The sequence below is a fragment of the Kitasatospora sp. NPDC057738 genome (genome assembly GCF_042798815.1).
In the GTDB taxonomy this organism is placed as follows: Bacteria; Actinomycetota; Actinomycetes; order Streptomycetales; family Streptomycetaceae; genus Kitasatospora; species Kitasatospora lactacystinica.
This window is the reverse complement of sequence record NZ_JBHVJT010000062.1, coordinates 14,284-41,177: the sequence shown is the minus strand read 5'-3', so window position 1 is coordinate 41,177 and position 26,894 is coordinate 14,284. Positions and strand designations below refer to the sequence as shown.

Annotated in this window: 23 protein-coding genes; 13 read left to right on the top strand and 10 right to left on the bottom strand. The window is 74.3% G+C overall.

Features of this window, described 5'->3' with window-relative positions; all coding sequences use genetic code 11:
• Window positions 1-1,364: 1,364 nt before the first annotated feature.
• Window positions 1,365-2,135, bottom strand: coding sequence for a glutamate racemase (locus ACFVGO_RS28705; RefSeq protein ID WP_380353138.1), 771 nt, complete (start codon window positions 2,133-2,135; stop codon window positions 1,365-1,367).
• A gap of 18 nt (window positions 2,136-2,153) precedes the next feature.
• Here ACFVGO_RS28705 and ACFVGO_RS28700 point away from each other — a divergent pair, with 18 nt between their 5' ends.
• Window positions 2,154-3,341, top strand: coding sequence for a glycosyltransferase (locus ACFVGO_RS28700; protein ID WP_380634926.1), 1,188 nt, complete (start codon window positions 2,154-2,156; stop codon window positions 3,339-3,341).
• A gap of 57 nt (window positions 3,342-3,398) precedes the next feature.
• The gene (locus ACFVGO_RS28695) at window positions 3,399-4,145 is read left to right on the top strand and encodes an SAM-dependent methyltransferase (protein WP_380634924.1); all 747 of its coding nucleotides are present in this window, start codon (window positions 3,399-3,401) and stop codon (window positions 4,143-4,145) included.
• A gap of 110 nt (window positions 4,146-4,255) precedes the next feature.
• Here the strand turns inward: ACFVGO_RS28695 and ACFVGO_RS28690 are convergent, their stop codons facing one another.
• From ACFVGO_RS28690 to ACFVGO_RS28680, 3 genes are all read right to left on the bottom strand, one after another.
• Window positions 4,256-5,131, bottom strand: coding sequence for an alpha/beta fold hydrolase (locus ACFVGO_RS28690; RefSeq protein WP_380634922.1), 876 nt, complete (start codon window positions 5,129-5,131; stop codon window positions 4,256-4,258).
• Between the two features lie 118 nt (window positions 5,132-5,249).
• Window positions 5,250-5,924, bottom strand: a complete 675-nt coding sequence (locus tag ACFVGO_RS28685) for a thiol:disulfide interchange protein DsbA/DsbL (RefSeq protein WP_380353132.1) — start codon at window positions 5,922-5,924, stop codon at window positions 5,250-5,252.
• Window positions 5,925-6,098: 174 nt separating this feature from the next.
• On the bottom strand, window positions 6,099-7,373 hold the full coding sequence (locus ACFVGO_RS28680; RefSeq protein WP_359911824.1) for a glycosyltransferase family 4 protein: 1,275 nt from the start codon (window positions 7,371-7,373) through the stop codon (window positions 6,099-6,101).
• Between the two features lie 431 nt (window positions 7,374-7,804).
• Between ACFVGO_RS28680 and mscL the strand changes: the two genes are divergently transcribed.
• The 5 genes from mscL (at window position 7,805) to ACFVGO_RS28655 (ending at window position 13,866) form a co-directional block, all read left to right on the top strand.
• Window positions 7,805-8,266: a large conductance mechanosensitive channel protein MscL gene (gene mscL / locus ACFVGO_RS28675; RefSeq protein ID WP_380634944.1), complete on the top strand. Its 462-nt coding sequence runs from the start codon at window positions 7,805-7,807 to the stop codon at window positions 8,264-8,266.
• Window positions 8,267-8,726: 460 nt separating this feature from the next.
• Window positions 8,727-9,506, top strand: coding sequence for a DUF6643 family protein (locus ACFVGO_RS28670; protein ID WP_380353128.1), 780 nt, complete (start codon window positions 8,727-8,729; stop codon window positions 9,504-9,506).
• A gap of 196 nt (window positions 9,507-9,702) precedes the next feature.
• Entirely contained in the window at window positions 9,703-10,578 is an 876-nt protein-coding gene (locus tag ACFVGO_RS28665; RefSeq protein ID WP_359911829.1) for an MOSC domain-containing protein, read from the top strand.
• 378 nt (window positions 10,579-10,956) lie between these two features.
• Window positions 10,957-13,464 carry a right-handed parallel beta-helix repeat-containing protein gene (locus tag ACFVGO_RS28660; RefSeq protein ID WP_380634918.1) on the top strand — a complete coding sequence of 836 codons (2,508 nt, stop codon included), beginning with the start codon at window positions 10,957-10,959 and terminating at the stop codon, window positions 13,462-13,464.
• A gap of 102 nt (window positions 13,465-13,566) precedes the next feature.
• The gene (locus tag ACFVGO_RS28655) at window positions 13,567-13,866 is read left to right on the top strand and encodes a DUF6191 domain-containing protein (protein WP_359911835.1); all 300 of its coding nucleotides are present in this window, start codon (window positions 13,567-13,569) and stop codon (window positions 13,864-13,866) included.
• A 142-nt stretch (window positions 13,867-14,008) separates the two neighbouring features.
• On the opposite strand, the gene ACFVGO_RS28650 is transcribed toward ACFVGO_RS28655, so the two are convergent.
• Together ACFVGO_RS28650 and ACFVGO_RS28645 are read right to left on the bottom strand one after the other, a co-directional pair.
• Window positions 14,009-15,163 (bottom strand): PLP-dependent cysteine synthase family protein, encoded by a 1,155-nt coding sequence (locus tag ACFVGO_RS28650; RefSeq protein ID WP_359911838.1) that lies wholly within the window; start codon window positions 15,161-15,163, stop codon window positions 14,009-14,011.
• Between the two features lie 158 nt (window positions 15,164-15,321).
• Window positions 15,322-16,602 carry an ROK family protein gene (locus tag ACFVGO_RS28645; RefSeq protein WP_380353122.1) on the bottom strand — a complete coding sequence of 427 codons (1,281 nt, stop codon included), beginning with the start codon at window positions 16,600-16,602 and terminating at the stop codon, window positions 15,322-15,324.
• A gap of 17 nt (window positions 16,603-16,619) precedes the next feature.
• Here ACFVGO_RS28645 and ACFVGO_RS28640 point away from each other — a divergent pair, with 17 nt between their 5' ends.
• Window positions 16,620-17,903 carry an MFS transporter gene (locus tag ACFVGO_RS28640; RefSeq protein WP_380634915.1) on the top strand — a complete coding sequence of 428 codons (1,284 nt, stop codon included), beginning with the start codon at window positions 16,620-16,622 and terminating at the stop codon, window positions 17,901-17,903.
• Window positions 17,904-17,983: 80 nt separating this feature from the next.
• A complete protein-coding gene (locus ACFVGO_RS28635; protein ID WP_380634913.1) occupies window positions 17,984-18,556 on the top strand; it encodes a HutD family protein in 573 nt (190 codons plus the stop codon).
• A gap of 189 nt (window positions 18,557-18,745) precedes the next feature.
• On the opposite strand, the gene ACFVGO_RS28630 is transcribed toward ACFVGO_RS28635, so the two are convergent.
• Window positions 18,746-19,588: an esterase/lipase family protein gene (locus tag ACFVGO_RS28630; RefSeq protein WP_380353150.1), complete on the bottom strand. Its 843-nt coding sequence runs from the start codon at window positions 19,586-19,588 to the stop codon at window positions 18,746-18,748.
• Between the two features lie 284 nt (window positions 19,589-19,872).
• On the opposite strand from ACFVGO_RS28630, the gene ACFVGO_RS28625 reads away from it, so the two are divergent.
• Entirely contained in the window at window positions 19,873-21,186 is a 1,314-nt protein-coding gene (locus ACFVGO_RS28625; RefSeq protein ID WP_380634911.1) for a PucR family transcriptional regulator, read from the top strand.
• A 65-nt stretch (window positions 21,187-21,251) separates the two neighbouring features.
• Here the strand turns inward: ACFVGO_RS28625 and ACFVGO_RS28620 are convergent, their stop codons facing one another.
• Window positions 21,252-22,007, bottom strand: coding sequence for an acyltransferase (locus ACFVGO_RS28620; RefSeq protein ID WP_380634909.1), 756 nt, complete (start codon window positions 22,005-22,007; stop codon window positions 21,252-21,254).
• A 106-nt stretch (window positions 22,008-22,113) separates the two neighbouring features.
• Between ACFVGO_RS28620 and ACFVGO_RS28615 the strand changes: the two genes are divergently transcribed.
• Window positions 22,114-22,884 carry a maleylpyruvate isomerase family mycothiol-dependent enzyme gene (locus ACFVGO_RS28615; RefSeq protein WP_380353115.1) on the top strand — a complete coding sequence of 257 codons (771 nt, stop codon included), beginning with the start codon at window positions 22,114-22,116 and terminating at the stop codon, window positions 22,882-22,884.
• Between the two features lie 109 nt (window positions 22,885-22,993).
• Here ACFVGO_RS28615 and ACFVGO_RS28610 read toward each other — a convergent pair whose 3' ends face one another.
• On the bottom strand, window positions 22,994-23,767 hold the full coding sequence (locus ACFVGO_RS28610) for an enoyl-CoA hydratase family protein (protein WP_380353113.1): 774 nt from the start codon (window positions 23,765-23,767) through the stop codon (window positions 22,994-22,996).
• A gap of 284 nt (window positions 23,768-24,051) precedes the next feature.
• On the opposite strand from ACFVGO_RS28610, the gene ACFVGO_RS28605 reads away from it, so the two are divergent.
• Complete coding sequence (locus ACFVGO_RS28605; protein WP_359911859.1) at window positions 24,052-24,882, top strand: ATP-grasp domain-containing protein; 831 nt, start codon at window positions 24,052-24,054, stop codon at window positions 24,880-24,882.
• Window positions 24,883-24,945: 63 nt separating this feature from the next.
• Entirely contained in the window at window positions 24,946-25,350 is a 405-nt protein-coding gene (locus tag ACFVGO_RS28600) for a RidA family protein (RefSeq protein ID WP_359911862.1), read from the top strand.
• A 21-nt stretch (window positions 25,351-25,371) separates the two neighbouring features.
• Here the strand turns inward: ACFVGO_RS28600 and ACFVGO_RS28595 are convergent, their stop codons facing one another.
• Window positions 25,372-26,829, bottom strand: a complete 1,458-nt coding sequence (locus ACFVGO_RS28595; RefSeq protein WP_380634905.1) for an MFS transporter — start codon at window positions 26,827-26,829, stop codon at window positions 25,372-25,374.
• Between the last annotated feature and the right edge of the window lie 65 nt (window positions 26,830-26,894).

Genomic DNA, 26,894 nt, shown 5'->3' with positions numbered 1-26,894 from the left:
CTGACACCCCCGGAACGCGGGAGAGCCCCGGTCCACCGGACCGGGGCTCTCCCGACGAATCCCTGCTTCGCGAACGGATCCCCCCCTTCCGCAAAGGCTCCCCCCACCAACCCCCCCCCACCGCGGAAAGGGGGTGCTCCTCCCCCTCCCCCCTGCCCCCGCACCACTACCGGTCCGCTCGCCCCTCAGGCACCGGAGGTGCCGCCCAGGCACGGCCGCCGCACCCCGCCCGGCCTCCCGCAATCCACGCACCGGAAAATCGGCCGCGCCGACTTTTCGATTCCAAGATCATGTGAGCAACGAGCAGGTCCGAGCCATCACCCCCGCGTGAGAAGTCGACCAGATCGACTTCTCACGCACTCACCCCGCCGAAGCCGCGCGCCCCCAGGAATGCCGACCCCGCCGACTTCCCGCACGCCCAAAGTTGGCCCCGCGCCAAAATCCGGCCAGCCCGACTCCCCCACACCCCACGACCGAATCTATGCGCGTAGAGGCCACTCGAAGCCGCCCCCGCGCACAGCAGCTCGGCATGAGAAGTCGGCCAGGCCGACTTCCTGCGCACCGGGAGGGCCTGGGCTGGCGATCGGAAGCCCGCAAGCCGCCCGGCAGCGGAGCCGCAGCCACCACAGCGCGGCGCAGCACAGCACAGGAAGTCGGCCCGGTCGACTTCTCGCGCTGCGCCGCCACCGAGAGAGCCCGCACGCGGCAGATCCACGCATCCCGATCCTGCGGCCCGCCTCGCCACCGAGAGAGGCGAAGCCTCAGCGAAGCAGGCGCCGCGCGAGAAGTCGGCCGAGTCGACTTCCTGCGCACCAGGGGCCCCGGTCGTGCAACCAGCAGGCCGCACGACTACGAGGCGGCGGAGCCATAGCGCCCCGAACACGACGCAGGAAGTCGACCAGATCGACCTCTCGCGCGCCGGCCGTGCCCACAGGAGCCGGAGGACCACCCTTTCAACGCGGCAGATGGAGCGAGCCCGGCATGAGAAGTCGGCCAGGCTGACTTCCTGCGCACCGGGAGGGCCTGGGCTGGCGATCGGAAGCCCGCAAGGCGCCCGGCAGCGGAGCAACGGCCGCCCCAGCGCGGCGCAGCACAGCACAGGAAGTCGGCCCGGTCGACTTCCTGCGCACGGGAGATCCACGCACCAAAGTCCTCCGGCCTGCGACCGGCCACGCCGGGAGAGGCGAAGCCCACCCGAGCGAACGCCGCGCGAGAAGTCGGCCGAGTCGACTTCTCACGCACCGGGCGCGCTCGGGTGGGCGATCAGCAGGCCTCGGGGCGGCGGAGCCGTGGCGCCCGGACACGGAGCTGGAAGTCGACCGGATCGACCTCCCACGCGCGCTGCGTCGGTCGGCCGCTCGGGGTCAGCCGATGAGGGTGGCGAGGGCGTTGCCCTGGGGGTAGAGGGCGGCGACCGGGGGGAGGTTGGCGGGGGCGCCGGCGTGGAGGACGGTGAGGGTGCCGCCGCCCGTCCGGGTGGGGTCGGCGACGCGGCGGAGGGCCTGGGCGGCCACGGCGTCGGCGGAGCCGTGCAGGGTGAGCCCCGGCGAGGCGGTCGGGGCGACGGCGGCGCGGATGCGGTCGTCGACGAGTTCGTAGTGGGTGCAGCCGAGCACGATGACGTCGGTCCCGACCGGTGTCCGGGCGGCGGCGTCGGCGATGGCGGCGGTGATGGCCTCGTCGTCGCCGTGCTCGACCGCGTCCGCGAGGCCCGGGCAGGCGACCTCGGTGACGTCCGCCGAACCGCCGAAGTCGCGGATCAGCCCGCGCTGGTAGTCGCTGCCGGTGGTGGCCGGGGTGGCCCAGATGGCGACCCGGCCGCCCTGCGCGGCGGCGGGCTTGATCGCCGGGACGGTGCCGATCACCGGAAGCCCGGGCTCCAGCTCGGCCCGCAGGGTGGCGAGCGCGTGCACGGAGGCGGTGTTGCAGGCGATCACCAGCGCGTCGGGTTCGAGCGCGGCGGCGGCCCGGCAGCAGCCGAGGGCCAGCTCCGTGACCTCTTCCGGCGTACGCGGCCCCCACGGCATCGAGGCCGGGTTGGAAGAGAGCACCAGATCCACGTCCGGGCGCAGCTTCCGAAGGGCGGCGGCGGCGGCCAGCAGGCCGATTCCGGAGTCCATCAGTGCGATCTTCACGGGTCAAGACTTTAGTCGATGCGCCCGTCCGGCCCGGTTCTGCGGCAGACTGCCGGGGTGACCGTCCTGCTGTGGATCGCCGCGTTCTCCCTGCTGGTCTGGCTCTGGCTGGCGTGCTGCCACGGTTCGTTCTGGCGCACGGACGTACGGCTGCCGCCGCGTCGCCCGCCGGTCCGTTGGCCGCAGGTGGCGGTCGTGGTGCCGGCCCGGGACGAGGCCCTGGTGCTCCCGGCGAGCCTGCCGACGCTGCTCGCGCAGAAGTATCCGGGGCGGGCCCGGGTGTTCCTGGTGGACGACCACAGTTCGGACGGAACCGGTGCCCTGGCGGCGGAGCTGCGGACGATCGACGGGCTGGACCTGACCGTCACCACCCCTCCCCCGCTGCCGCCGGGCTGGACTGGCAAGCTGTGGGCGCTGCGGCACGGCGTGGCGCTGGCCGGGCCGGACGTCGAGTACCTGCTGCTGACGGACGCCGACATCGCGCACGGTCCGGATTCGCTGGCCGAGCTGGTGGCCGCCGCCGAGAGCAACGGGCTGGACCTGGTGTCGCAGATGGCCCGGCTGCGGGTGGAGACCGGCTGGGAGCGGCTGATCGTGCCGGCCTTCGTGTACTTCTTCGCCCAGCTGTACCCGTTCCGCCGGAGCAACCGTCCCGGTGCCCGGACGGCGGCCGCGGCCGGCGGCTGCTCGCTGGTGCGGCGCGAGGCGCTGGAGCGGGCGGGCGGGGTGGCGGCGATCCGGGGCGCGGTGATCGACGACGTGTCGCTGGCCCGGGCGGTGAAGTCCGCCGGCGGCCGGACCTGGCTGGGCCTGGCCGACGACGTGGACAGCGTGCGCCCGTACCCGCGGCTGGAGCAGCTGTGGCGGATGGTCTCGCGCAGCGCCTACGCCCAGCTCAGGCACTCGCCCGTGCTGCTGCTCGGGACGGTGCTGGGGCTGGCGCTGGTCTATCTGGTGCCTCCGGTGGCGACGGTGGCCGGGCTGGTGGGCGGGGTGCCGGCGGTGGCGGCCGCGGGCGGGGCGGCGTGGGCGCTGATGGCGGGCACGTACCTGCCGATGGTCCGGTACTACGGGCAGTCGGCCGCGGCCGTGCTGCTGTTGCCGTTCACCGCGGGGCTGTACCTGCTGATGACGCTGGACTCGGCGGTGCAGCACTGGCGCGGCCGGGGCGCCGCGTGGAAGGGCCGGACGTACTCCCGGGCCTGAGAAGTCCCCTGTGCCGAACCCGCTGCGCGGTGGGCCGACCCGTTCCATACTGCTCGGATGGACCGTCAGCAGATCTCCCGCCTCGCCCATGCCCGCCACCCGGTCGCGGCCCCGCTGGCGGACGAGTCGGTGGCCCGGTTGCTGGACCGCGCGACGGCCGGGACGGAGCGGGGCCGGGCCCTGGACCTGGGCTGTGGTGAGGGCGCCTGGCTGCTCCGGACGCTGGCCGCCCGTCCGGACTGGCGGGCGGTGGGCGTGGACCTGGACGCGGCCGCGCTGACCCGGGCCCGGGAGACCGCGACCGCGCTCGGCGTGGTTCGCCGGACCGGCCTGCACCACGTGGACGTACGGGAGTTCAGCTCGCTGGAGCCGTTCGACGTGGTGCTGTGCGTCGGCGCCACCCACGCGTTCGGCGGTCTGCTGCCGACGCTCGCCGCGGCCCGCGAACTCCTGGCCCCGGGCGGCCGGTTGCTGGTCGGCGAAGGGTTCTGGCAGTGCGAGCCGTCGCAGCCGGCGCTGGACGGGCTGGGCGCCGCCCGGGAGGACTTCGCGGATCTGGCGACGACCACCGACCGGGTCCTCGCGGACGGCTGGACGCCGGTGTTCGGTCACGTCAGCTCCGAACAGGAGTGGGACGACTACGAGTTCTCCTGGACGGGCTCGCTGGCCGAGTGGGCAATGGATCACCCGGGCCACCCGGACGCGGCGGCCGCCCGCGAGGCCGCGGACCGGCACCGCACCGAGTGGCTGCACGGCTACCGGGGGACGCTCGGCTTCGTCACGTACCTGCTGCGCCGCGACTGACGACGGACGACTGCCGCGACCGAGGTGACCGGAGCGACCGCGACGGCCGAAGCCGCGGCAGTCGTCCGGCCCCGTTGGAGCGGCCGGGTTCCCGCCGCCCCGGCGATCGGCTACTTCGGGATCCGCGCGAGGAAGTCGTCGATCAGCGGGGCGATTTCGGGCAGCTTCTCCTCCAGGGCGAAGTGCCCGGTGTCGAACAGGTGCAGCTCGGCCCCGGGCAGGTCGCGCAGGTAGGCGCGGGCGCCGGCTTCGGTGAAGAACGGGTCGCCCAGGCCCCAGAGCACCAGAGCGGGCGGCTGGTCGGCGCGCAGCCAGGCCTGCCAGTCGGGGTAGAGCTCGACGTTGGAGAAGTAGTCGAGGGCGAGTTCGACCTGGATGTCCTTGCGGCCGGGCAGGTCGAGGAAGTGCTGGTCGAGCGTCCAGCCGTCGGGGGCGATCAGGCTCGGGTCGCCCGTGCCGCCCTCGTACTGGTCGCGGGTGACGTCCGGGGTGAGGATCGAGCGGGCGGCCTGCTCGGCACCCGGCACGCCGCGCTTGTTGGCGATGAACTCCCGCGCCTGGTCGGAGAGTCCCTCCTCGTAGGCGTTGCCGTTCTGGACCACCAGTCCGGTGATCCACTCCGGGTGCCGGGTGGCCAGGCGCAGGCCGACGGGGGCGCCGAAGTCGAAGACGTACAGCGCGAAGCGGTCCAGGCCGAGGGCGAGGCAGAACCCCTCGATCACCTCGGCGAGGCTGTCGAAGCGGTACGTGAAGGTGCCGGGCGCGGGGCTGTCGCTGTGGCCGAAGCCGGGGTAGTCGGGGGCTATCAGGCGGTAGCGGGTGCCGAGCGCGTCGAGCAGCCGGGCGTACTGGTGGGAGGACGACGGGAAGCCGTGCAGCAGCAGGAGCACGGGCGCGTCGGCCGGGCCGGTTTCGCGGTAGAAGACGCGCAGGCCGTCGACGTCGACGTGGCGGTGGTGGACGTGCGGGATCGTCAGCTCGCTCATGCTAACCATTAAACAGCATTTGAATGGTTAGGCAAGGTCCTTGTCCGGCAAACCGCTTGCCGGACAAGGAACATGTGCGAGCTGATCCGATGTCACCGACGTGGCCGGGAGGGCCGGCTCAGTAGTGGTGCTGCCGCTCCTGCTGCACCAGGTGGTCGAGCACCTCGGGCATCGCCTCGACCCCGCCGGCCTGGGTCGGCGAGGTGCGGTACTCGCCCTGGACGACGACCGTCGGCAGCTCGTTGATGCCGTAGCGGGTGAAGGCGGCGGCGGCCTCGTCGACCGACCGGCCCACCGCGGCCGAGCGGTAGGCCCGGCCGAACGCCTGGGCGTCGACGCCGTTGCGCACGGCCCAGTCGGTGGCGGTGGCCTCGGTGGTGAGGTCGAGCCCCTCGTTGTGCACGGCGCGGAACACGCCCGCCTGGAGGCGGCCGACCAGGCCCAGCCGGTCCAGCGCGTAGTACAGCCGGGCGTGGCCGCGTTGCACGGCCTCGTCCTGACTGCCGGGCCAGACGGCCGGGACGCGGCGCAGCACGACATCGGCGCGGTGCTTCTCCGCCCAGACCTGCAAAGGCTGTTCGAGCGCCTGGGAGTGGCCGCAGTCGTACCAGAAGAATTCGACCGCCTCGGTCCGGGCGCTCACGCGCACCGGTTGCGGGTGGTCGAGCTCGACGAACTTGGCACCCTCGGCAGGGGGTTGGTGGGACATCGCGCCGGCCTGGACGGGGGACGCGGCAATCCCGACGGCGACGGCGAGCAGGACGGTGGACCGCAGCAGCGACTTCGAGTTCACACCGGGCAGTGTGCTGGCGACGGTTCGCTACCGACCGGTTGCTGCGGCGCGGGCAGGGCCGGATTCGCTCGATCGGCGTACCCGGGCCCGCGCCCATTGACGGGACGGACCACCCGACAGGGCCAACAGAACCGACGTGCTCGGCGGGCCCACGGGACCGGGGTGCGCGGCGGGTCAGCCGGCGGCCTCCGGGCCCGCCGTCCACACCTCGGCGACCAGGTGCTGCCAGGCGTCCACGACGGCACCCAGCTCGAAGTGCTCCAGCGCGTGCGCCCGGGCCGCCGCACCCAGGCCCGCCCGGTTGACCGCCAGCACCTTGCCCAGCGCCTCGGCGAGGGCGAGCGGGTCCCCGGGGGCGACCAGCGCGCCGGTCGCACCGTCCCGGACCACCTCGCGCACCCAGCCGACGTCAGTGGCCACGGCGGGCACCCCGGCCAGCGCCGCCTCGATCAGCGCGCCGGGCACGCCCTCGCTGTCACTGGTCAGCAGCAGCGCGTCGGCGGCGCGGTAGAGCGGGGCCGGGTCGGACAGCGGGCCGAGGAAGTGGGCGCGGGCGGCGGCCGGGTGGCGGGCCAGGGTCTCGCGCAGCGGCCCGTCCCCGGCGACGGCGAGCCGGACGTCGGGCAGTCGGTCGAGCACGTCGAGGGCGAGGTCGAGCCGCTTCTCGGGAGCTATCGCCCCGATCCAGGCGACCAGCAGCACGTCGGCCGGCAGGCCCAGCGCGTGCCGCGCGGCCCTCCGGTCGTCCCGGCCGTCGGCGGGCGGATAACTCTCCGCGGCACGGGAGTTGGGGATCACGTGGACCTTGCCCTCGGGCAGCCGGAACTGCTCCTCCAGAACGACGCGCGCCTCGTCGGTGAGGGTGGTGACGGCGGCCGCGCGGTGCATCAGCGCGCCGCCGCGCACCCGGCGCAGCCGGTTGGCGGTCCAGTAGCGCGGGTGGCCGACCGAGACGTAGACGAAGGGCGTACGGGTCCCGGCCAGGGCGAGGGCGCAGGCGGCCAGGGTGTCCGAGCCGTGGGCGAGCACCACGTCGGCGGCGCGCGAGGCGGCGCGCAGCGCCCGCAGGGTGCTCGGGTGCAGCCGCCCGGGGCCCAGCACGGCGGCGGAGCGCAGCCCGGAGGCGGCGGAGCAGTCCACGGCGGCCCGGCCGGCGGAGTCGGGGCCCCGGTCGGTGGAATCGGGGGACCGGCCCGCGGAGTCGGAACCCCCGTCCCCGGAGCCGGAGTCGGGACCCGGGTCCGCGCAGTCCCGCCTCGACTCGACGGGGCCGGGGTGGACGGCCGGATGCGGGGCGAGGGCGCACAGCGCGGAGGACTGCCCCCGACGGCCCAGTTCCCGGTGGAGGTCGCGGGCGAAGTTCTGTGCGCCGCCACGGCGTGAGTCGCTGATCAGATGCAGGACACGCGGACGGTTTCCGGCCGGATCGGCCGACAAATGGTCGGGCATGGACCGACCTTGGCACAGTGCTCCGTCCGGTACATCCCCTTCGCGCAACCTGATGGTGGCCCATCCGCCCGCACTTGTACACCCGATGTGCGCCACGGGGCCGCCGTCGTGCGCCGGATGCGACCACTGTGCGCCCCGCCTCGCCCCCTGCCGCGCTCCGGTTCACCCCGTCGCGCCGGGTCGGCGCCGTCCCGGGTCGGCGCGTGCCGGTGTCACATGCGCTTTCGCACAGCGCGGTCGAGCCGGGTGTTCGACCGCCGAATGGCCGGTACGCGGAGCGCCCCCGCCCCGCCCGGCCGGTCGGGGCCGGGCGCCGCGGCGGTTACCCGATTCGGGTGAACGCGGTTGGACCTCGACCCGGGCCGCTCGGCAGGATGTCCGGCCGGGGGCGGCACCCGCCGTGCCGCCCCATCTCCCCCTTCCTCGTACGGATTTGGAGTCACCCGGCGTTCAAGGGATTCCGCAGCTTCCTGCTGCGCGGAAACGTGGTGGACCTCGCGGTCGGCATCGTGATCGGCGCGGCCTTCACCGCGGTCGTCACCGGGTTCGTCAGCGCCTTCCTCACCCCGCTGGTCGGCGTCGCGTCCGGTGCCGTCGGCGACTTCACCCAGAAGACCTTCGACGTGGCCGGCACCCGGTTCCCGTACGGCCTCTTCGTCAACGCGGTCATCGGCTTCGTGCTGACCGCGGCCGTCATCTACTTCGCCGTGGTGCTGCCGGTCGGCAAGCTCCAGGCCCGCTTCGAATCGGCCAAGCCCGCGCCGGCCTCGAAGGTCGACTGCCCGGAGTGCCTGAGCCCGATCCCGGCCGCCGCGACCCGGTGCTCCTTCTGCACCTCCGAGGTCGGCAAGCCGGCTCTGCCCGCGCAGGCCCAGGCGCTGCAGTCGCACTGACCGCCGGGGCCGGGCCGGCATCCGTCCGGCACCGGGCCGGAACCCGGGCGGCCCCTGGCCGCCGGCGCAGGTCACGGGCCAACGGCGCAGGTCACGGGCAGGTCGCAGGCCTGAATCGAACGCCCGGAGAACTGACGGGAATTTTATTCCCGAAACATTCACGAGCCTCCGCCGCCCCCACGGCGGGGGCTCGAATGCGCCCGCGCACGCCCCGTCCGGAAAAAGTTTCTCCGCAGGACCCCCGACCGTCCACCGGCCGGTCACCACAAGGCCTTCCGGCGAATCCGTCCGGCGACCGTTCGACCACTGACGGGGCGCCAAGGTTGTCCGGAACCGGACGCCGGAATGTCCGCCTTTACTACTTTCGAAACCTTTGTGCGAGCGAAGACTGTGTAAACACTCGAACTGCTCCCCCTCCCGCTCTCCTCAGCAGGCGCGTTGTGGGCTTACCGTATGGCCCATGACCTCGCCCCGCTCCTACGACGGAGTCGGCTACCCCTCTCCGTCCTTCTCCTCCGGCACGCCGATCTACGACAGCCTCGTGGCTGAGCGCGGCGTCCCCCAGATCGCGCCCATCAACGTGCCGGCCGCCCTGCCGCCTGCACTGTCGTCCGGTTACGGATCCGGCCCCGGCCAGTCCTACGAGAACCGCTACGGCAACGGGTACGAGAACGCCGGCAGCAACCTCCCCGCGCTGCCGCCCGCCCGCCTCGCCCTGGGCCCCGGCCCGAGCAGCGGTCCCTCCGCCGGCCCCGCCACGGCGTACATCCCCGCGCAGCCCGCGCCGGCGTACGCCGCTCCCCAGCCTCCGGTCCCCGGCTACGGCGCCCCCCAGCCGTACCAGCGACCGCAGCCCGGCGCCCCCGCCTTCGCCCAGGCCACCGGCGGCGGCTACCAGCCGACCGGCGGCCAGAGCTTCGGCGGCCAGAACACCTTCATCGGCGCCCAGGGCGGCCAGCAGACCTTCGGCGCGCAGCAGCCCGGCGGCCAGGGCGGTTTCGGCCAGGGCCAGCCCGCCGGTCCGCAGAGCTTCGGCGGCCAGCAGTCCTTCGGCGGGCCGGGCGCCGGCGGCCCCGGCCTCCAGGGTCAGGGCGGCGAGCAGTCCTTCGGCGGCGCCCAGCTGCGCCCGGCCATGGCGCCGGTCGCGCCGGTCCGCCCGATGCAGCCGCAACGCCCGGGCCAGTACGGCGAGCCCGGCCAGTTCCAGGGCGGCTACCAGCCGCAGGGCCAGGGCTACTGAGCCACTGCCGCCCCGAGGCCGTCCCCCACACGGCCCGAACCCGCACCACCTGAGCACCACCCGGCGCCCCGTGCGCCGGGCGAACGGAGAAACGGGTCATCCACGGACCGCCCGGCACGCCCCCACGGCGTCCGGGCGGTCCGTGCGCGTCCGGGGTCCTTCCCTCCGGGCCGGGACCGGCTGGCAGGATGGGGGAATGCAGCTCACCGGACTCCACGTCTACCCCGTCAAGTCGATGTACCGCCTGAGCCCGGACACCGCCGTGGTCCAACCGTGGGGCCTGGCCGGAGACCGTCGCTGGATGCTCGCCGACGCGACCGGACGGTTCGTCAGCCAGCGCGAGAACGCGGCCCTCGGGCAGGTCCGCGCCGAACTGCTGCCCGAAGGGGCCCTCGGCCTGACCGCCCCGGACGGCTCCCGGATCGAGGTCATCGCCCCCGCCGTCGCGGCCGGCGACCCGCTCGCCGACGTCGAGGTCTGGGGCACCCGATTCCACGCCGCCGAGGCCGACAAGGAGACGCACCAGTGGATCGCCGAGCACCTCGGCGACTACCGCCTGGTGCACCTGGACGACCCGCGCGCCCGGCCGGTCGACCCGGAGTACGGCCGGCCCGACGACAACGTCTCGATGGCCGACGGCTTCCCGCTGCTGCTCACCACCACCGCCTCCCTGGACCGGCTCAACGAGCTGATCGCCACCGAGAACCCGGACGGCCACGAGACCCTGCCGATGGAACGTTTCCGCCCGAACGTGGTGGTCGGCGGTGCCGAACCGTGGGCCGAGGACACCTGGAGCCGGATCCGGATCGGCTCGGTCACCTTCAAGGTGGTCAAGCCCTGCGGCCGCTGCGTGATCACCACCACCGACCAGGAGACCGGCGAGCGGCGCGGCAAGGAACCGCTGCGCACCCTGGCCCGGCACCACCGGCTGCTGCGCAAGGCCGCGTTCGGGCAGAACCTGATCCCCGAGCGGCCGGCCGGCGTCGAGGGCGACGCGCTCGGCACGCTGCGGCTGGGCGACGAGGTCGAGGTGCTGGAGGACGGGGCGCACTGGCCTGCCGACGGGCGCTGAGCGCGCGGGCGAGTGGGCGAGTGGGCGCGTGGGCGAGTGGGCGGGTGGGCGGGCGGCACCGGGATTCCGCGGGGCGGGCCGTGCCGACCGCCCGCGCCGACTGCCCGCGCCGGCCGCCGTTCCGACCTCCCGTTCCGACCTGCCGTTCCAACCTCCCGTGCGACTTCGCGAGCCGACCCGAGCGGAACCACCTCTGTGCGCGCTCGTTGAAACAAGTGGTCGGAACCTGTGGCGGCGCTGAACGCTACCGGTGTCCGCGCGACCGCGGGCGGCCGGACCACCCACGTGGGCGCGCTACGGTGGGCGGACGGCCCGCGCACCCCCGCGCGTACGGCCCGTTGATCGCCGGCTCGACGAAGGTGGGGACGACAGACCGTCATGGCTGAGCACAGGGTCCGAGTCACCCAGGACAGCGCATCCCGCTGGCGTCGCCGCGCGGGAGAGTACGACACACTCGCGGAGGCCCTCGCCGCCGCCGAACCCGGCGACACCGTGACCGTCCGTCCGGGCACCTTCCGGGAGAACGTGCTCCTGGACAAGCCCGTGACGCTCGTCCCGGCCCAGGGCCCGGGGACGGTCCGGATCGACCCGCCCTCCGGCGTGGCGCTCACCGTGACCGCCGCCGCGACCGTACGCGACCTGGTCGTCGAGGGCGGCGACAGCTCCACCCCCGCCGTCCTGGTCACCGGACCGGAGGCGACACCCTCCTTCAGCGGCTGCCGGATCGAGACCCGCTCGGCCACCGGGATCGAGATCACCGACGGCGCCCGGCCGACCCTGCGCGGCTGCGTGGTCACCAACCCGGGCGGGCTCGGGCTGCGGCTGCGCGGCGCGAACACCGCCGCCGCCTTCGAGGACTGCGAGGTCGCCGCCGCCGGCCAGGCCGGACTGGCGGTCCTCGGCGGCGCCACCGCGGCCCTGGACCGCTGCCGCGTCCACCACGCCTCCGGCGCCGGCGTCCTGCTCTCCGACCCCGGCAGCGCGGCCGAGCTGACCGGCTGCGAGATCTACGAGATCCGCGGCAGCGGTGTGCAGGCCGAGGCCCAGGCGGGCGGGCGGCTGGTCGACTGCGAGATCCACCGGGTCACCGGCAACGGCCTGACCCTGGACGGCGAGGCCGAGCTGGTGCTCACCGGCTGCCGGGTGCACGACCTGCCGGAGAACGGCGCCGACCTGCGCGGACGCGCCCGGCTGAGCCTCGCGAACAGCACCGTCCGGGACTTCGGGCGCGGGGCGCTGTCGGTCTGGGACCAGGGCACCGAGGCCGTCGCCGAGTCCTGCCAGATCCACAGCTCGACCGGCGAGTACCCGGCACTGTGGGTCAGCGACGGCGCCCGGCTGACCCTCACCGACTGCTCGCTGCACGACCTGCCGGACGCCCTGTTCGTCCTCGACCGGGACTCCGCCGCCACCGCCGAGGGCTGCTCGTTCAGCCGGATCCGCAGTTCGGCGGTCTCGGTCAGCGGCGGGGCCACCGTCTCCCTCGCCTCCTGCCGGGTGCAGGAGGCGGGCACCGGGCTCTGGTTCCGCGACCACGGCAGCGGCGGACTCCTCACCGACTGCGAGATCTCCGACGTGGCCACCGGCGTGATCGTCACCAAGGGCGCCGACCCGGTGCTGCGCGACTGCACCGTACGGGCCAGCACGGACGCCGGGGTGTACGTCTCGGCGCAGGGGCGGGGCACCTTCGAGGACTGCCGGGTCTCCCAGGGCAAGGGCTTCGGCTTCCACATCATCGACGGCTGCCGGACCCAGCTCATCCGGTGCCGGGCCGAGCACAACCAGCGGACCGGGTTCGAGTTCTCCGAACCGGGGCCGGTCACGGAGGGGTGCATCTCGGACGACGTCGCGGCCGCTCCGGCACCGGCCGCCCCCGCCGCCCCCGGTGGCGGTGCGGGACCGGGGCCCGGGCGCGGGTCCGGACCGGCGTCCGGGCGCGGGCCGGGGCTGGGCTCGTCCTTCGGACCACCCGACGTACCGGCACCGCGCACGGCCCAACTGGCCTCGGTGGCACCGGCGTTGGCACCGCCTGCGGGCGGCTCGGCGACCATCTCGCCGATCCCGGACTGCCGGCCGGCCGAGGAAGCGCTCGCCGAGCTGGACTCCCTGGTCGGACTGGCCACGGTCAAGCAGGAGGTGCGCACGCTGATCGACCTGATCTCGGTCGGCCGTCGCCGCCGCCAGGCCGGACTCAAGGCGCCCTCGCTGCGCCGGCACCTGGTCTTCACCGGGGCACCGGGCACCGGCAAGACCACCGTCGCCCGGCTCTACGGCGAGATCCTCGCCTCGCTCGGGGTGCTCCAGCGCGGGCACCTGGTCGAGGTGGCCCGGGTGGACCTGGTCGGCGAGCACATCGGCTCCACCGCGATCCGCACCGCGGCCGCCTTCGACCGGGCACGCGGCGGGGTGCTCTTCATCGACGAGGCGTACGCGCTCGCACCCGAGGACGGGGCACGGGACTTCGGGCGCGAGGCGATCGACACCCTGGTCAAGCTGATGGAGGACCACCGGGACGAGGTGGTCGTCATCGTGGCGGGCTACACCGCCGAGATGGAGCGCTTCCTCTCCGCCAACCCCGGTGTCTCCTCCCGCTTCTCCCGCACCATCGGTTTCCCCGACTACACGGCGGACGAACTGCTGGAGATCGCCAGGGCGCAGTGCGCCGAACACGAGTACGCGCTCTCCGAGGACACGGAGAAGTCGCTGCTGGAACACTTCGGCGGGCTGGAGCGCGGGCCCAACTTCGGCAACGGGCGCACCGCACGACAGGTCTTCGAGACCATGGTCGAGCGGCACGCGGTGCGGATCGCCCATCTCGCGAACCCGTCCACGGAGGAACTCCAGCTGCTCGTCCCGGCCGACCTGCCGACGGCTCCGCTTCCGTAGCGGCGGCTGGGGCAGGAGCCTGGGGCTGGGGCTGGGACAGGGAGCAGGCAGGCGCGTCGCGACAGGGGAACTCGTCGGCCGTACCGGGCCGTTGAGGCGAACATGGGTGTGCTGCTGACGGGCGCGGCGGGCGGGTTGCTGCTGCCGGCCGGACTGGTCGTGGTGTTCTTCCTGGGCGCGGTGGTGCGGCGACTGCGCGCCCGCCCGACGGCGGAAGCGGGCGGCGGACGCGGTGCGGGTGCGACCGCGACGGAGGAGCTGCACGCGCTGCTCTACCCGGGCAAGCGGGTGCAGTTGGAGCAGCGGCGGGTCGAACTGGTACTGCGGGACGACGAGCACGACGGCGCACCGAAGCGTACGGGGATCGACCTCGCAGGCGGCCGGGCGGTCATCCGGCGGTGACGGCCCCGGGTCTCGGGTTGACAGCCGAGGGCGAACCGGCGAGGGCGAACAGGCGACAGACAACAGATGTCAGATAACAGATGATGAAATCTGTCAGCTGACAGTTGTCATCCGTCGGCCCTCGACTGTCCGCCCGCCGGGCTCAGCCCACCCAGGCGCCGCCCGCGAGGAAGGACTCCAGCGCCGCCCGGTACGGCGCGATGTCGATCCGCTCGCCCGCCAGCCAATCGTCGGAGTAGTACTTGTCCAGGTAGCGGTCCCCCGGGTCGCAGATCAGGCCGACCACGCTGCCCGTCCGCCCGTCCGCGCGCATCTCGGCGACGATCCGCAGCGCACTCCACAGGCCCGTCCCGGTGGAGGCACCCGCCTTCTTGCCGAGCACCCGCTCCAGCACCCGTACGGCGGCGATCGACGCGGCGTCCGGCACCCTCATCATCCGGTCGATCGCCCCCGGGACGAAGCTCGGCTCCATCCGCGGCCGTCCGATGCCCTCGATCCGCGAGCCGCTCTCGCAGACGGCGTCCGGGTCGTGGTGCACCCAGCCGTCGAAGAAGCAGGAGTTCTCCGGGTCCGCGACGCAGATCCGGGTGTCGTACTGCATGTAGTGGACGAACCGGGCGATGGTCGCCGAGGTGCCGCCGGTACCGGCGGTGGCCACGATCCAGGCCGGCTCGGGGTGCGGCTCCAGGCGCAGCTGGGCGAAGACCGACTCGGCGATGTTGTTGTTGCCGCGCCAGTCGGTGGCCCGCTCGGCATAGGTGAACTGGTCCATGTAGTGCCCGCCGGTCTCTTCGGCGAGCCGGGCGGAGGCCTCGTACACCTCGTCCGAGCGCTCGACCAGGTGACACTCGCCGCCGTGGAACTGGATCAGGTCGATCTTGGCCTGGCTGGTGCTCTTGGCCATCACGGCGATGAACGGCACGCCGATGAGCTGGGCGAAGTACGCCTCGGAGACGGCGGTGGAGCCGCTGGAGGCCTCGATCACCGGCTTTCCGGGCCGGATCCAGCCGTTGCAGAGCCCGTAGAGGAAGAGCGAGCGGGCCAGGCGGTGCTTGAGCGAGCCGGTCGGGTGGGTGGACTCGTCCTTGAGGTAGAGGTCGATCCCCCACTCCGCGGGCAACGGGAAGCGCAGCAAGTGGGTGTCGGCGGAGCGGTTGGCGTCGGCCTGGACCTTGCGCACCGCCTCCTTGAGCCAGGCGCGGTACTCCGGGTCGGAGCGGTCGACGTCGACGGTCGGCTCGATGCCGGGCTGGACGCCGGGCTCGATGCGGGGGTGGGTGCCGCGCTGGCTGCTCATGGTCGCTGTCTCCCTCGTAGTGACCCCCCACTGCTCACTACGAGTGTATGAGAGTCACGATAAGTGACCGTTTTCGCAGTCCCAGCTTCCGCTTATCGCCTTGATCGCCCTGTCGCCCTCGATCGCCCTCTATTGCCCTCTACTGCCCTCGATCGCCGTCAGGGCAGAACCGGCACCGACTGCGGATCCGCCAGGTACGGCCCCCAGCCCAGCTCGGCCGCGCCCGCGAGCGCGCCGTGCGCCAGCTCCGCGCCGACGATCGGCACCCGGCCGCTGCGCCCCCACAGGCTGCGCTCGGCGACCACCGACCGCAGCCGGTCGGGCGCGGCGTCCAGCAGGTGGAGGTGCAGCCCGCTGAGGACCACCCGGTCGGGGTTGAGGATGTTGGCGACGCCCGCCAGGCCGAGCCCGAGCCGGTCGATGACGTGTTCCACCGCCGCCCGCGCACGGTCGTCCGTCGCGGCCGCCCGGCACAGCTCGCGCGCCTGGTCGAGCAGCGGGCGCCCCGGCTCCGGGGTGAGTCCGGCGGCGGCGAACAGTGCGTCGGGGTCGGTCTCGGAGTTGAGGCAGCCCCGGTTGCCGCACTTGCACGGTCGGCCCTGCGGGTCGACGGTGAGGTGGCCGACCTCCAGGGCCAGGCCGGCGCTGCCGGTGTGCAGGTGGCCGTCGATGACCAGCGCACCACCGACGCCGCGGTGGCCGGACGTGACGAAGAGCAGGTGGCGGGCGCCTCGGCCGGCACCGTGCCGGTACTCGGCGAGCGCGGCCAGGTTGGCGTCGTTGGCGATCGCCGTGGGCAGCGGGCGCATCGCCCTGGGACCGTGGTCGGCGCGTCCGACCTCGACGTCGTACAGGTCGGCGACCGGGGTGCCACTGGGCCAGGCGAAGTGCAGCGCGGCGAGGGCGGCGCCGTCCGGCTCGGTGACCGGGTTGGGCAGCGCGAGGGCGGCACCCAGGCAGCGACGGTCGGTCGCGCGGGCCAGCTCGGCGCCCGCCACGGCGACGGCGCGCAGCATCCGGACCGGGTCGGTGGCGGCGGGCAGCGGCAGGTGGACGGGCGGGTCGAGCAGTCCGCCGAGGCCGGCCAGGGTGACGCTCAGTCCGTCGGCGTGGATCTGCCCGGCGACCACGACCGGGCCCTGCGGGTCGATCGCGAGCCGGTGCGAGGGGCGGCCGCGGCCGCCGCCCGCCGGGCGCGAGTCGACGGTGATCAGGCCGAGCGCCTCCAGTTCGGCGGTGACCGCGCCGGCCGTGGCCCGGGTGACGTCCAGCGCCCGGGTGAGCGCCGAGCGGGTCGGCGTCTGGCCGGTGTGGATCAGGGAGAGCGCAGGACCCAGCAGCGTCCGGCCCCGGTCGGGCGCGGCGCGGCGGTGACTGTCGCGCTGTGCGTCGGAGTCGGTTCCGGTACCGGGCCTCGGGCTTGATGGTGAGAGCTGCACGCCCCTATTGTGACTTTGTGTCGCTTCGAAACAAAATCGGTCCACTCGCGCGCCCGAACCATCATCCCTCCTCCCAGTCTCGCAGCACACCCCCGGCGGCCGACAGCCCCTGGGGGGCCGCACGTGTCGCCCTCACCGCGTTCTTCGCCATCGACGGCTTCCTCTTCGCCGCCTGGGTCGTCCGCATCCCCGACATCCGCAGGCAGGTCGGCGCCTCGCACAGCGCACTCGGGCTCGCCCTGCTCTGCCTCTCCATCGGCGCCGTCCTCACCATGCCGATGATCGGCCGGCTCTGCCTGCGGTACGGCTCGCGCCCGGTCACCGTCGGCTCGCTCGCCCTGCTCAGCCTCGCCGTCCTGCTGCCCGCCCACGCCCACTCGGTCACCGCGCTCGGCGGGGTGCTGCTGCTGTTCGGCGCGGGGTACGGCGGGGCCAACGTCGCGATGAACAGCGCCGCCGTCGACCTGGTCGCGCAGCTGCGGCGGCCCGTGATGCCCAGCTTCCACGCCGGGTACAGCTTCGGCGGGCTGGCCGGCACCGGGGTCAGCGGACTGCTCGCCGGCCCGCTGAGCACCGCGTGGGCGCTCGCCCTCAGCGCCGCGCTGGGCATGGCCGTCACGGTCGGCGCGGGAATCGTCCTGCTGCGCAGCCCGGCGGCGGCAGCCGTCGCACCGAATCGTGCGGGCCGTGCGGGCCGTGCCGCGGAGTCGTCCGGCACCGCGACGGCGGATGCCGGCTCGGCCCGCGCCCGGACCCGGCTGCTCGTCCTGCTGCTCGGCCTCACCGCGCTCTGCACCGCGTACGGCGAGGGTGCGGTCGCCGACTGGGCCACGCTCCACCTCACCGACGACGTCCGTGCGAGCTCCGTGGTGGCCGCCACCGGCTACGGCGCGTACGCGTTCGCGATGGCCGGCGGGCGCGTCGGCGGCACCTGGCTGTCCATCAGGCTCGGCCAGAACCGGCTGATGCTGCTCGGTGGGCTGACGGCGGCCGGCGGCATGCTGATCGCCGCCCTGGCACCGGTGGTGCCGGTCGCGATCTGCGGGTTCGTCCTGGTCGGCCTCGGCCTGGCCAACCTCTTCCCGCTCGCCATCGCCCGGGCCGGCGAGGCCGGTGGGCCGCAGGGCGTCGCGTTCGCCTCCTCGCTCGGCTACGGAGGGATGCTGATCGGCCCGGTGGTGATCGGTTTCCTCGCCGACGCCGCCGGACTGCCGCTGGCCCTCACCACCGTGACGCTCGCGGCCACGGTGGCGGCACTCCTGCCGCTGTCGGTCGGGCGGCGGGTGACAGCCGACAGGTGACAACCGACAGCTGACAGATGACAGATGATGAAATCTGTCATCTGTCACCCGCTGTCCGCCATGTGACAGGATGCGGGCCCATGACGAGCAGCGAAGGCTTCCAGGTACTGCGGGCGAGCGAGCGCCCGGCGACGGCGTGGCTCAACGGCGGCGGCGTGACCAGGGAGGTCGCCGGGTTCCCCGCCGGCGCCGGGCTGGACGCCTTCGACTGGCGGGTCAGCCTCGCGGACGTCGCCTCGGCCGGGCCGTTCTCCCCGTTCCCCGGGATCGACCGGGTGATCACCCTGGTCGAGGGCCCCGGCATGGCACTCACCGTCGACGGCACCGAGCGGCTGGTCGACGCGCCGTTCCGGCCGTTCGCCTTCTCCGGCGACGCCACCACCGACTGCCGCCTGCTGGCCGGCCCGGTGGTGGACTTCAACGTGATGACGCGCCGCGGGCGGGTCGAGGCCACGGTGGAGCTGGCCACCACGGCCTCCTCGGTCGACGTCCCGGTCGCAGGCACCGGCCTCCTGGTCTGCCTCGCCGGCACGGCCGCCGTCGACGGTGTCGAACTCACCCGCTACGACGCCGTGTTGCTCAACGCCCCGGGCACGTACGCGCTGCACCCGAACGGCACCACCGCCGTCGTCGGCTTCCGTACCACGCCCTGACAGCGGGCAGGCCGGCGGGCGGACGGGCCGACACGCCGGCAGCCGCCGTACCCGCGCACCCCCGCAGCCCCGCACCCCCCGCACCCCCCGCACCCGCACACCGGCGCACCCACACACCCACACGGAACGGCGCTCCCGCCGCCCGGAACACCCGGAGGCAGGAGCGCCGTCACCGGCCCGCCGTCGGACTCACCCGCAGAACACCGGCGTGGCGTGCGCCGGGTCCAGGGCGTTGGTCACCAGGTGCAGCGCCGTCGGCGAGAACGCGATCCCGACGTGTTCCACCAGCGAGACCGGGCAGTGCCCCTGCACCACCTCGTTGTCGACGCCCGGGCCGCTCAGGAACTGGGTCCGCCACGGGGTGACGACCTCGTCGAGGACCGTCGAGACCACGGTGTAGCTCACTCCCGGCACGGTGTCCGGCCGGGTGGCCATCACCTTGTTGAAGTCGGAACCCACCGCCTGGTCCCGGCAGGCCTGGCAGACCGTGAAGATCAGGTCCGCGACGCCCGGGAAGTACGGCACCAGGTTGGTGATCCCGTCGAGGGTCGTGCCGTGGTTGGACGGTGCCAGCCCGACCATCCTGCCGACCTTGGACGCGCCGCCGAGGAACTTGAGGTAGTAGTTCGGCATCATGCCGCCCTGGGAGTGCCCGACGATGTCGACCTTGGCGGCACCGGTCGCGTTCCGCACCAGGTCCACGAACCGGGCGAGTTGGGCCGCCGACTCCGGGACCGGCCCGAGGCCGCCGATCGGCAGCAGCAGGCCGCTGCCGCTGGAGGTGATGCCGGGGATGGTCCCGTAGTCGAGGGCGAAGACGCAGTACCCGAGGCTCTTCAGCAGCGGGGAGAGCGCCAGCCAGTTCTCGTAGCGGTTGGCGAAGGTGCCGTGCACCAGGACGACCGGGTCGGGGTGCGCGGTGCTCGGCCGGCAGGTCCAGTCGTTGGCGCCGGGCGGTGAGGCCACCGTGTCACCGTCGGGCGGCAGTTCGGCGGAGCCGTCAGGCGTAGCGGTCACGGCGGCGGCAGCCAGCGCCGAAGGCGACGTGGCGGCAGCAGCCGGCGCCGAAGGGGACGTGGCGGCGCCCGCCGGCGACGCCGTCGCCCCGACCAGCAGCGCCCCCGCCAGCAGCAGGACGCCCAGCGCGCCACCGGCCCTGCCGCGCAGGGGAGTTGCGGGGAAGCGGAGAAGTGGGGTTCTCAACTGTTGCCTCCACGGCGGAAGTTTGTTACCAACAGGTAACCCGAGGGCTCCATCATGCGGTCGCCCCTCCGGCCCGGCCCTTGGGCGTTCCCCAGACCTGGACGGTGTTCTCTGTGACCGGTCACAACGCACCCCACTGCCCGCCCCCGAACACCTCCGACCGGCCGCCGGACTGGCGCGTCCCGGCGATCGGCGGGCTCCCGGCCGACCAGCGACTGCTCGGCGGCGCGCGGGAGCTGGCCGAGACCGTGGTCGCCGCCCTGGTGGAGCGGGTGCCGGCCTACCGCCGGATGCCCCGCGAGCAACTCACCGGCGAGCTGACCCGGGACACCGAACGCCGCATCCGCGCCCTCGCCCACACCGTACGGACCGGGGCCCCCGCCCCCGCCGAGGAGTTCACCGCCGTCCGGGAGGCCGCCGCCCGGCGCGCCGAGGAAGGCCTGCCGCTGGACGCCGTGCTGCTCGCCCACCACCTCGGCCTGGAGGTCTGCTGGGAGTTCGTGACCCGGCACGCCCGGGACGGCGACGCCGGCGACCTGCTCGTTCTCAACCGGCTGCTGCTCGACCAGCTCCGCCGGGCCGCCACCGCCGCCGGGGCGGGCTACCTCGACGGACGGCACCCGACCACCGACCGGCGCGGCGCCACCCGGCACTCCCTGCTCGGTGCGCTCCTCGCGGGCACCCTCGCCGACGGGGCCGCCGACCGCGCCGGGCTCCGGCTGCCCACGGGGTACGCCGTGCTCTGCCTGTCCGTCGCCGACCACCCCGACGAACACTCCCCCGGCATCGACCCGGGCATCGCCGCCCGCCGCAAACTCCGCCGCTTCGAGGCCGAACTGGACCACCGCACCCGGCAGTCGGCACTCACCGCACTCACCCCCACGGGCGGCCTGGTGCTCGTCCCGTTCGGGCCGTCACCCGGTCCGGACGGGGACGATCCCGACGAGGCACCCTGGCCGCTGCTCGCCGCCACCCTCGCCGCGGCGGCCCGCGCGGCCGGCGCCCCGGTACTGGCCGGGGCGGTCTCCGCGGCCCCCGCCGAGGTGCCCGGCGCGGCCGCCCTCGCCCACGAAGTCCTGGACGTGGCCCGGGCGTTCGGCCGGCCTCCGGGCCTGCACCGGTTGGACGACATCCTGCTGGAGTACCAGCTCACCCGGCCCGGCCAGGCCCGCTCCCGGCTCGCCGCACTGCTCGAACCGCTGGCCGACAGCGGAGAGTTGCTCATCACCCTGCGCACCCACCTGGCCGGGGGCCTGAACCGCCGGCACACCGCGAGCGCCCTGCACCTGCACCCGAACACCGTCGACTACCGGCTGCGCCGGATCGCCGCGCTGACCGGTCTGGATCCGACGCGCCCCGCCGACGTCCCGCGGATCACCGCCGCCATCGCCGCCCGCACCGCCGAACAGGCCTCCCTCGCGGGGTAGTTCACGCTGCTCGCGAGTTCAAGGCGCCGCACCGGCGAAGGGCGCCGGCCCCTTCGCGGGCGACGTCAGCCCGACTCCCCCGGCAGTCGCAGGTCCCAGCCGACCAGGGCGCGCAGCTGCTCCGCGGTCACGCCGTCCGGCACCGGCTGCGGAGCGTCGTGGCGCAGCGGCGGCTGCCAGCCCTCGTCCTCGGTCCAGCGGCGCACCACCTTGGCCGGCGCCCCGGCGACCACGCTGTGGTCGGGCACCTCGCCACGCACCACGGCCCCCGCCGCGACCACCACGTTGCGGCCGATCCGCGCCCCCGGCAGGATCACCGAACCGGTGCCGATCCAGCTGCCCGCGCCGATCTCCACCGGTTCGTTGCGCGGCCACTGCTTGCCGATCGGCAGCTCGGTGTCCCGGTACTCGTGCGCCTGGTCGCTGATGTACACGCCCGGCCCGGTCCACACGTCGTCGCCGATGACGATCGACTGGTGGCCGACGATGTGGCTGTCCCGGCCGATCACGCAGCCCCCGCCGATCCGCACGATCGGCTCCGGCCCGAGGTCGAGCCCGGGCAGGAACCCGGCGCTGATGGTGACCCGCTCGCCGATGATCGAGAACGGCCCGACGGTGATCCACTGCTCGTTGAACACCGCCCCGAGCGGGAAGCTGAGCGTCGTGCCGTCCCCCAGCTCGCCGAACCGGTACGGGCCGGGGTTGCGATTGGTGACCGCGCCGGTCCGCTGCACCCAGCGCCAGCCCCGGTGGACCAGGCGTCCGGCGGCGCGGCGGCCACCGGTCCGGACGGCTGAGACGAGGGAACGGGTTATCGGCATGCGCTCACGTTACCGGCCCGTAGCGTCCGCCCGATCGCCGGGAGGCGTCCGAGGAAATGTCCGAAGTCCGCGACCGGCGGCCGATCGCGGTGGAAGACTCCGTCCCATGGAGATCACCGAGCACATCGACGCGCTGCGCCTCGAAGGCACCCGGCTCGCCGAGGCCGCAGCCCGCACCGAGCTGTCCGCCCCCGTACCGACCTGCCCGGAGTGGCGGCTGACAGACCTGCTGCGGCACATCGGCTCCGTCCACCGCTGGGCCGCCGCCATTCCCTCCCAGGGCCTGCGGGCCCGGCCGGACGAGGCGGACGCGCAGGCCACCGTCGGGCCGATGCCCTCGGACGCCGCACTGCTCGACTGGTACCGCGAGGGCCACGCCGCCCTGGTGGACGTGCTCACCGCCGCGCCCGCCGACCTGGAGTGCTGGACCTTCCTGCCCTCGTCCCGCCCGCTGGCGTTCTGGGCCCGGCGCCAGGCGCACGAGACCTCCATCCACCGCCATGACGCCGACTCCGCCGCCGGGACGCCCGGTCAGGTCGTGGACACCGCCCTCGCCCTGGACGGCATCGACGAACTCGTCAGCGGCTTCATGACCCGCAGCCGCTCCGCGCTGCGCAGCGACCGGCCGCGCACCCTCCAGGTCCGGGCCACCGACGGGGCCGGCTCCTGGCGACTGACCATCACCCAGGAGCCGCCGGTCGTCACCACCGGCGAGAGCTCCGAGCCGGCCGACCTGACCCTCACCGGCCCTGCCCACGAGCTCTACCCGCTGCTGTGGAACCGGCTGTCCGCCGAGCAGGCCACGGAGACCAAGGCGATCGGCGATCAGGACCTGCTCGCCCTGTGGAGCGACGCGGCGGCGGTCCGCTGGTCGTGACGCCGCCGCGCGCGGGCGTTCGCGACGCCCGGGGGCGGCACCGCCCCCGGGCGGCCGCGTGTGCCGGTGTCCCCGGGCGAGCGGGCCCGTCGCCCGGGGAACCCCGCCGTCAGCGCACCCAGCGCGCGGGCCGCTTCTCCAGGAACGACCGCATCCCCTCCTGCGCCTCCTCCGAGCCGAAGAGCCGCGCCGACAGCTCCACCAGCTCGTCCGAGTCCCGCTCGAAGGAGCGCACCACCTCGGCGTTGGCCAGTCGCTTCGACTCCGCCAGGCCCTGCGGGGAGCCCAGGCGCAGCGCGTCCAGCAGGCCCTTCAGCACCACGCCGGTGGACTCGGCGGAGTCGGTGGCGCTGGTGATCAGCCCGATCCGGGCGGCCTCGGCGGCGTCGAAGACCTCGCCGGTGAGGTAGTAGCGGGAGGCGGCGCGCGGCTCCAGCTTCGGGCGCAGCGGCAGCGAGATGACGGCGGGCGCGAGGCCGAGCCGCACCTCGGTGAAGGCGAAGGTCGAGGCCGGTCCGGCGACGGCGAGGTCGGCCGCGCCGACCAGACCGAGCCCGCCGGCCCGGACGTGCCCGTCGATGACGGCGATCACCGGCTTCGCGCAGTCCACGATCGCCCGCTGGAGCTCGACCAGTCCGCGCGGGCCGACCGTCGGGTCCGCGCCGGTCGCCTCGGAGAGGTCGGCACCCGCGCAGAACACCTTGCCGGTGTGTCCGAGCACCACCGCGCGGACCTCCGGGTCGGCCGCGGCGGAGGCCAGCCCGGCGTGCAGCTCGGCCATCAGCCGGGTGGAGAGCGCGTTGCGGTTGTGCGGCGAGTCGAGGGTGAGCGTGGTGACGGCGTCGGCGGTGCTGACGTGGACGAGGGGCGCTGCGCTGGTCATCGGCGGGCCTGCTTTCCGGCTGAGGGTGGGTCGGAACTGCGGGTGGGTCGGAACTGCGGGTGCGGTCCGGGAGGTGCCCCGGACGACGCGGCACGACTCTGGCATGCCCACCCGCCCCTCGGCCAGAGCCCACCCGCCCCTCGGCCAGAGCCCACCCGCCCCTCGGCCAGAGCCCACCCGTCCCTCGGCCGGAGCGGACCGGCCGGCCGGTACCGGCTCCCGGCCGCTCCTCCCCGCCGAAATCCGGTGGTGGCGGGCCCCGCACCGGGGGCAGCATCGTCGCCATGACCACCGCCGATCCCGTCCTGCTGCTCGCGCCTCGCATCAACGAGACGGGCCTCCAGCTCCGCACCGCCGCCGGACGCCGCGGCCTGCGGGCGTGCACCGCGACGTCCTGGCAGGCGCCGCCCGGGCTGCGCGGCTCGGCGGTGCACGTGTACGGCGGACCGCTGTTCGGCGACGCCGTCGGACGGGAGCTCGGCCTCGGCCTGCTGGAGCCCGCCGCCGACTGGCTGACCCGGCTGCCGCTCGCGCTGACCGGACGCCGGGTCTCCTTCGGCACCCTGGCCGAGGCGCGCCGGCTGCGCCGCCCGGCCTTCGTCAAGCCGCCGGCGGACAAGCTGTTCGCCGCCCGGGTCCACCCCGACGGCGGGACGCTGCCGGGGCCCGAACTGCTGGACGGTGACACGCCGGTGCTGGTGAGCGAGGTCGTTCGGTTCGGCGTCGAGTACCGGCTGTTCGTCCTGGACGGCGCGGTGCGGGCCGGCTCGCGCTACGCCGTGGACGGTGACCTGTCCGTCGCGCCGCTGGAGACCGCCGGGGCTCCCGACGGTGCACCCGGCGGGGAGGCCGCCGAGGTGCTCGCCTTCACCGCCGACGTGCTGGCCGCGTCGGCTTCGGACGCGCCGCTGCCCAGTGCCACCGTGGTGGACGTCGGGCGTACGGAGGACGGCCGTTGGGCCGTGGTGGAGGCCAACGCGGCGTGGGCCAGCGGTGGTTACGCCGCCGATCCGGACGCCGTCCTCGACGTGGTGCTGCGCTCGGGCGGACCGGCCGCCCAACTCCCCTCCACCGACCGCCCGTTCCTGCGCGAACTGCCCGATGTGGTGCGCTGAGGCCGGTCGGCCGCCGGGGCCGGGGCTTGCGACTCCGGCGGATCGTGGATCAGGATCCGCGCCATGACCACCTCTCACCTCACCCACATCACCGAGCCCCCCGGAGTCGCGCCCGGCACCGGCTACACCCAGGTCGTCACCGGCAGCGGCCGGATGGTCCAGGTGTCCGGCCAGGTCGCCTTCGACGAGCAGCGGAACCTGGTCGGCGAGGGCGATCCGAAGGCGCAGGCGCGGCAGGTCTTCGAGAACCTGCGGCGTTGCCTGGCCGCCGCCGGGGCCGGGTTCGAGCACGTCGTGAAGCTCACCTACTTCCTGACGGACATCGCCCACCTCTCGGCCGTCCGCGAGGCCCGCGACGAGCACTTCGGCTCCCTTCCGCTGCCGGCCTCCTCCGCGATGCAGGTGGCCGCCCTGTTCAAGCCCGAGGTGCTGATCGAGATCGAGGCGATGGCGATCGTCCCCGAGTAGCCGGCCCGGGGCCGGCGCGTCTCACACCGCGCCGGGGTTCGCGTCCCGCCGCCCGGCCCATCGGACGGCGGGGCGCATCGCCAGGCCCGCCGCGGCCAGCACCGTGCCCAGGACGACCCAGCCGACCATGCCGTACCCGATGACCAGGGTGCCGACCAGCGCCGGGCCGGCCATCAGCGCCGCCGCCGTCCCCGCGTTGAAGACGCCCTGGTAGGCACCGTGATCGCGCTCGCCCGCGAGGTCGTAGCTGAGCGCCCAGCCGCCCGCCTGCGCGACGACCTCGCCGAGCGACTGCAGCGCGACCCCGCCGAGCACCACCACGGCCGCGAAGCCCGCGGGCAGACCGTGCGCCAGCGAGACGACCAGGCAGGAGGCGGCCAGCACCACTCCGGCGCGCCCGCAGGCCCGGGCGGCCCCCGTCCGTTCCTCGGTGCCCCGGGTGGCCCGCACCTGCAGGGTGATCACCAGCAGGGTGTTGACGATCAGGGTGCCCGCGACGGTGATCCGCGGCGCGTCGGTCTCCTGGACGATCCAGAGCGGTATGCCGACCTCAAGGACGGCGAACTGCAGGCAGAGCAGTGCGTTCAGCACCGTCACGGCCAGGAACGGGCCGTCCCGCAGCGCCGGGTTCGGCCGCCGGCCCTGCTTGACGCCCCGGCCCGAGGGGTCCGACGGGTTCGCGACTGCGGTCTTCGCGGACGGCTCGGACACTGCCGCCCCGGACTCCGACGGCTCGGACGGCTCGGATGGCTCCGAGGGCTCCGGCACTGCCGCTCCGGGCGCCGAGGCTCCGGTCGCCGACGGGCGCTGCGGGATGTCGAGGCGGTGGAACAGCACGGCGACGGCCACGTAGGAGGCGGCGTCGGCCAGGATCGCCGTCAGGTACACCGGCCGGGTGTCCAGTTGGAGCGCGATCGCGCCGATGGCCGTTCCCAGGCAGATCCCGACGTTGGTCACCACCCGCAGGTGGGCCCGGCCCGCCACCCGGCGGTCGGCGGGCAGCACCTCGGCGTAGAGCGCGTTCCGGGTGGCGGCGGAGCCGCGGTCGACGGCGGAGACCAGGCAGGCCAGCGCGACGAACGCCGGGTAGCTGTGCACCAGCGCGTACCCGGCGGTGCCGATCGCCTGCACCGACACCAGCACCACCAGCACCCGCCGCGCACCCCAGCGGTCGGCGGCCCGGCCGGCCGGCACGCTCGCGACGACCCCGCACAGTCCGGCGGCGGTCATCCCGAGGCCCAGCTGGGCGGCGCTCAGACCGAGCACCCGGGTGAAGAACAGCACCGCGACGGAGAGGGAGAGGCCGTTGCCCACCGTGTTGACCAGGGTGATCCCCGCCAGCCGACGGACCGTCGGGTCGGGGTGCAGCCGGCGTCGCAGCGCGGCGACGACCCCGGTGGCACGGGGGGTCGCAGGCGCAGCCCGGTCTTCGGGCACGGCAGGGGAAGGTGCGGAGGACTCCGCCGTCGAGGTGGTCATGCATGGATCCCACCGCGCGCCGGAGCGGACCAGTACTCCTTTAGGCTCTGGCTGAATCCGAAGCC